Origin of the sequence: Actinotalea sp. (assembly GCF_041597215.1) — a bacterium.
Classification (GTDB): Bacteria; Actinomycetota; Actinomycetes; order Actinomycetales; family Cellulomonadaceae; genus Actinotalea.
The window spans coordinates 1-5,474 of record NZ_JBFHHB010000218.1; the positions used below are offsets into that span (position 1 = coordinate 1).

A 5,474-nucleotide genomic window follows, 5' to 3' on the forward strand; every position below is an offset into this window, starting at 1 on the left:
GCGGTGGGGACTGGGAGGAGGGCGGGGCCACCGGGGAACGGTGGCCCGGCCCTGACCGGTTCAGTTCAGGCCGAGGTTCGTGAAGTCCTGGACGGCCTTGTCCCACGACGTCGCTGCGTCGTCGGTCTTGTCGACGTCGACCCGGGTGAGGGCGTCGGTGACGGTGGTGTTGATCGCGAAGTAGTTCGCGCCCTTGAACGGGGCGACCGTCACGGCCTCCGCGCGGTTCGCGAGGATCTGGCCGGTCGGGGCGTCGTTGAAGAAGGCGTTGGTCTGACCGAGCAGGTCATCGCTCGCCAGTGCCTCGACCTGGCTCGGGAAGGTGCCCTTGGCCTTGAACGCGGCGATCTGCTGCTCCGGGGCGGTCAGCCACGCGGCGAGCTTGCGGGCCTCCTCCGGGTGCTCGGACTGCGCCGGGACGGTCAGGAAGGAGCCGCCCCAGTTGCCGCCGCCACCGGGGAAGGTGTCGGCGATGTCCCAGCCCTCGACGCCAGCGGCGTTGCCCTCGATGACACCGAGCATCCAGCCCGGGCAGAGCATCGTGGCGAAGCCGTCGTTCTGGAAGGCGTTGTTCCAGTCGTCGCTCCACTGGCTCAGGTGGGCCGAGAGGTTGTCGTCGACGGAGGCGGCGAGGACGGCGTCGTACACGGCCTTGACGTCGGCGTTGTCGGCGAGCGGCTTGGCCGTGCCGTCCTCGTTCTCGTACGCGGCGGGGATCTGGTTGATCATGCCCTGGTAGATGGCGCCTGCCGAGTCGAACCACGGCACGTCGGAGCTGGCGGCGAAGGTCGTGCCGACGCCGAAGTAGGTGTCCCAGTCCCCGTCGAGGAGGGCGGCGACCTCGTCGCGGTCCGTCGGCAGGCCGGCGGCGGCGAACAGGTCGGAGCGGTAGCAGACACCCTCCGGGCCGATGTCCGTGCCGTAGCCGATGAGCATGCCGTCCGGCGTGGTGGCCTGGGCGACCTTCCAGTCGAGCCAGCGGCCCTCGACGTCGTCGCTCGTGAGGTCGACGAACTTGTCCGGGTACTGCATGAGCTCTGCCAGCCAGTCGACCTCGATCGCCTCGATGTCGGTCAGGCCGGAGCCGGCGGCGAGGCCGGTCGTCATCTTGTCGCGGGCCTCGTTCGAGGTCGCGGCCTTGGTGGCCTCGATCGTGATGCCCGGGTTCTCGGCCTCGTACTGCGCGTACAGGTCGTCGTAGCCGAACTCGTTGAACGTGGTGATGGTCAGGGTGATGTCCTCACCCGAGGCCGCTGCCGAGTCGGACGACTCGGTCGAGGTGGCGGTGTCGCTGCTGCCGCAGCCGGCGGTGAGGGCGGCGACGCTGGCCATCCCGACCGTGAGCATCAGCCACGGCTTCCTGATCGTGCGCACGTGTGACTCCTTCGTCGTCCGGTGGCATCGGTGCCGCCGGTGGTGGTCCGGACCGTTCCCGGCCGGGTGCTTCGCGTGGGGGTGGTGCCCCCGGGTGGTCCTGTCCTGCCGGACAGCGCCACTGGAACCGGTCCCAGAATTGCTGGGAGCTAGGCGACCCCATATTGGGACCGGTCTCAGGTGTCGGGTGCGACGCTCCACCCTGATGGCGCTTGCAGTCAAATCCCGTAACCGAACTGTGATGATCCGCAGGGCGGACGCGCCGGGGGACCCCGTGGGCGGGGGAGGGCAGGAGGTCCCAAGTTTGGCCCTCGGGGGACCGTGAGAATCAGGGAATGGTCCGATGGGACGAACACCAGGCGCTGGCGTCACCGAGTCGAGTGGCGATCCTCGAGCTGCTTCGCGCCCGTGGTGAGGCCGTCGGGGTCGACGAGATCTCCCGCGAGGTCGGGCTGCACGTCAACACGGCGCGCGAGCACCTCGACCGTCTGGTCACGGTCGGGTTCGTCACGCGCGAGCGGGAGCACCGCACCGTGCGGGGTCGCCCCAAGATGCTCTACCGGAGTGCCGTCCCCGTCGAGGACGGCCCGCAGACCGTGCGGGCCCGGCTCGACGCCGTGCTCGTCGCCGGCTACGGGCAGGCCGCCGAGTCCCCGGCGGACGCCGCGCGCGCCGCCGGGCGGGCGCTCGTCGAGGGGCTGCCGCCGTTGGTCGGCGCTGCGGCCCAGGACGCACCGAGCCAGCTCGGTGCGCTGGTCGACCACCTCGAGGGACTCGGCTTCAGCACCGAGACCTCCGGCTACGACATCCACCTCGAGCAGTGCCCCTTGGCTCATCTCGCGCAGAGCAGGTCCGAGGTCGTGTGCTCCGCCCACCTGGGGATGACGAGTGCCTTGGCCGAGAGGCTCGGCGGGCCGCTCGAGGTCGAGGGCGTCGACCCCTTCTCCAGCGTGTCGGGAGCGTGCGTCCTGCACCTGCGCGAGGCCTGAGGCCCTCTCGTCCTCGCACGTCCTGGCCACCCGGGCGTGCCGGGCGGCCAGGAGCGTGACTCACAGGTAGCGCGTCGGGTCGAACTCGGCCAGCGGGATGATCCGCACGCGCGGAAGGCGCGAGGTGAAGGCCTGGACGTCGTGCTCCAGGTCGAAGATCTCCAGCCCGCCATCGGTGAGCTGACGCAACGAGGAGCTGACGAACTCGCCGAAGGCGAGCAGGCCGACCCTGCGTCCCGGGCCCAGGAGCGCGGCGAGCTGGGGGGCGAAGTCGCCGTCGTGCGTGGCGAGGAGGACGTCGCCGGGACGGTCGGCCAGCGCGTCGAGCGTGCGCTGGATGCCGATGTCGACGACCTTCTCGCTGCTCTCACCGGACAGCGGGATCGGCTGGAAACCGATCGCGAGCAGCGCCTGGACGAAGCTCATCGGCAGCGAGCCGCTCGAGGCGTTGAGGAAGAAGAGGCCCTTGGCCTCCGTCCCACCCCAGACGCTGCGCGCGTGGTCGAGCACGCGCTCCCACCGCGGGCGCTGGTCCGGGGCGGGGCGTCCGCCGAGGATCGATCCGCCGAGGGTCGCGTCGATGTTCTCGCCGTCGACGAGCAGGTACGTGGTCACGGGTACAGCCCCCTGATCTTGTGTGCCTCGGCCACCCGCCGCACGCTCAGCATGAGCGCGGCGTCGCGCATCGAGATCTTCTCGCGACGCGCGACGTCGGCAACGGCATCGTAGGCGTGCAGCATCCGCTCCTCGAGCCGCTGCTCGATCTCCGCCTCCGTCCACCAGTACGCCTGCTGGGCCTGGACCCACTCGAAGTAGGAGACGATCACGCCGCCGGCGTTCGCCAGGATGTCCGGGACGACGACGATCCCGCGCTCGGCGAGGATCGTGTCGGCGCGCGCGGAGGTCGGTCCGTTCGCGCCCTCCACGACCCATCGGGCGCGCACGAGCGGGGCGTTGTCGTGGGTCAGGACTCCCTCGACGGCTGCCGGGACGACGACGTCGACCTCGAGCTCGAGCAGGGACTGGTCGCCCAGCGGGTCCGCCTCGGGGAAGCCCACGACCGATCCCGTGCGGGCGACGTGCTCGAAGAGCGCGACCATGTCGATCCCGCCCTCGCGGTACAGCCCGCCGTACTGGTCGGAGACCGACTCGACGCGAGCCCCGGCCTCGGCGTACATCGCCGCGGCGTGCGAGCCCACCTTGCCGAATCCCTGGACGGCGACGCTCACGTCGGCGAGCGTCAGGCCCTCCTCGCGCAGCGCCGCACGGGTGGAGTGCACGACCCCGCGCGAGGTCGCCGTCGCCCTGCCGAGCGATCCGCCGACCTCCAGGGGCTTGCCCGTCACCACTCCGGGGATCGTGTAGCCCTGGTTGACCGAGTAGGTGTCCATCACCCACGCCATGGTGCGCGCATCGGTGCCGACATCCGGCGCCATGATGTCCCGCGCCGGCCCGATCATCGGCATGATCTCGCTCGTGTACCGCCGGGTGACGCGCTCGAGCTCGGCCTGGGAGAACTGGCGCGGGTCGATCGAGACGCCGCCCTTGGCGCCGCCGTACGGCAGCTCGACGACGGCACACTTCCAGGTCATCCACATCGCCAGCGCGCGGACCTCGTCGACGTCGACGCTCGGGTGGTAGCGCAGCCCGCCCTTGCCCGGCCCGCGTGAGACGTTGTGCTGCACGCGGTAGCCGTGGAAGAGCGCGGTCGATCCGTCGTCGCGGCGCAGCGGGATCGAGACGTTGATCTCCCGACGCGGGGTGGCGAGCATCTCGTGCAGGCCCTCGTCGTAGCCGAGTCGCGCGACCGCCCCGGCGAGCTGCGTCTTCGCCGTCGTGATCGCGTCGTCGTGGGCAGGGCGGTCCGGAGCCGGGGTGCTCGCGCGGTCGCGGCCCGTCGTGTCGACCTGTCCTGTGGGAGCGAGGGTGTCGCTCATGCTGCAGTCCTCCTGGGCGGACGTGGACGCCGACAGGATGACCCCCGTCGGTCGCACCCACTCTGGCACTCCCGGCGCCACGGCGTGCGGATCGCCACGTCGGCGCGCGGGGCACGCAGGCATTTCCACGGGCGACGTCGGACTTTCCTCTGTCGGATGTCGGGGCTCGCGCCTACTGTGCGTCCATGGCCGATGCGATCACCGCGACAGGACTCGTCAAGCGCTACGGCGCCGTCACGGCCCTCGACGGGGTGGACCTCACCGTGCCGGAGGGGACCGTCCTCGGTCTGCTCGGGCCCAACGGCGCGGGGAAGACGACGATCGTCCGCGTCCTGGCCACCCTGCTGCGTCCGGATGCGGGGACGGCCACCGTCGCCGGTGTGGACGTCCTGGCGAAGCCGCGTGAGGTGCGCAGGCGGATCGGCCTGTCCGGCCAGTACGCCGCCGTCGACGAGTACCTCACCGGCTTCGAGAACCTGAACATGATCGGTCGGCTCTACCACCTGGGGCGCAAGGTCGCGGCGACGCGTGCCAGGGAGCTCCTCGCGGCCTTCCGCCTCGAGGACGCCGCTGACCGCCCCACCCGCACCTACTCGGGGGGTATGCGTCGTCGGCTCGACCTCGCCTGCGCCCTGGTGGCCGATCCGCCCGTCCTCTTCCTCGACGAGCCCACCACGGGTCTCGACCCGCGCAGCCGGGTCGAGATGTGGGGGGTGATCGAGTCGCTCGTCGAGCGCGGCACCACGCTCCTGCTCACGACGCAGTACCTGGAGGAGGCGGACGCGCTGGCCAGCCGCATCGTCGTCATCGACCACGGGCGGATCATCGCCCAGGGCACCGCCGACGAGCTCAAGGGGCAGGTCGGCGGGGAACGGCTCGAGATCACGATCGCCGACGGAGGTCGTCTGCGGGAGGCCTCCGGCATCGTCGAGCCGCTCGGCGTCGGCCCCGCGGTCCACGACGAGCACCGGCGCTCGGTGCTCGTGCCGGTCTCGGGCGGGACGGCCGTGCTGGTGGAGGCCTTGCGCCGGCTCGACTCCGCCGGGATCGCGCTGGACGACGTCGGGGTGCGCCGGCCCACGCTCGACGACGTCTTCCTCAGCCTCACGGGCCGTCCGGCAGAGGAGCTCCGCGACGATCCCGACGAGGTCCCCGCGGCTGGTCGCAAGGCAAC

Annotated in this window: 5 protein-coding genes; 2 read left to right on the forward strand and 3 right to left on the reverse strand. The window is 71.3% G+C overall.

Features of this window, described 5'->3' with window-relative positions; translation table 11 throughout:
- Positions 1-60 precede the first annotated feature (60 nt).
- Positions 61-1,347, reverse strand: a complete 1,287-nt coding sequence (locus ABWK99_RS13080) for an extracellular solute-binding protein (RefSeq protein WP_372595147.1) — start codon at positions 1,345-1,347, stop codon at positions 61-63.
- Between the two features lie 362 nt (positions 1,348-1,709).
- On the opposite strand from ABWK99_RS13080, the gene ABWK99_RS13085 reads away from it, so the two are divergent.
- Positions 1,710-2,363 carry a helix-turn-helix transcriptional regulator gene (locus ABWK99_RS13085; RefSeq protein ID WP_372595143.1) on the forward strand — a complete coding sequence of 218 codons (654 nt, stop codon included), beginning with the start codon at positions 1,710-1,712 and terminating at the stop codon, positions 2,361-2,363.
- Positions 2,364-2,423: 60 nt separating this feature from the next.
- Here the strand turns inward: ABWK99_RS13085 and ABWK99_RS13090 are convergent, their stop codons facing one another.
- Positions 2,424-2,978 (reverse strand): NYN domain-containing protein, encoded by a 555-nt coding sequence (locus ABWK99_RS13090; protein WP_372595144.1) that lies wholly within the window; start codon positions 2,976-2,978, stop codon positions 2,424-2,426.
- Entirely contained in the window at positions 2,975-4,300 is a 1,326-nt protein-coding gene (locus ABWK99_RS13095) for a Glu/Leu/Phe/Val dehydrogenase (RefSeq protein WP_372595145.1), read from the reverse strand. Before ABWK99_RS13095 ends, ABWK99_RS13090 begins: the two co-directional genes overlap by 4 nt.
- A gap of 185 nt (positions 4,301-4,485) precedes the next feature.
- Here ABWK99_RS13095 and ABWK99_RS13100 point away from each other — a divergent pair.
- Positions 4,486-5,474, forward strand: a 989-nt coding sequence (locus tag ABWK99_RS13100) for an ATP-binding cassette domain-containing protein (RefSeq protein ID WP_372595146.1), incomplete at its 3' end; no start/stop codon positions are given.

What these genes read in the sequence shown, in the direction of transcription:
- ABWK99_RS13095 (WP_372595145.1), bottom strand. Translation starts at nt 4,300, where the DNA reads ATGAGCGACACCCTCGCTCCCACAGGACAGGTCGACACGACGGGCCGC.
- ABWK99_RS13080 (WP_372595147.1), bottom strand. Translation starts at nt 1,347, where the DNA reads ATGCTCACGGTCGGGATGGCCAGCGTCGCCGCCCTCACCGCCGGCTGC.
- ABWK99_RS13085 (WP_372595143.1), top strand. Translation starts at nt 1,710, where the DNA reads ATGGTCCGATGGGACGAACACCAGGCGCTGGCGTCACCGAGTCGAGTG.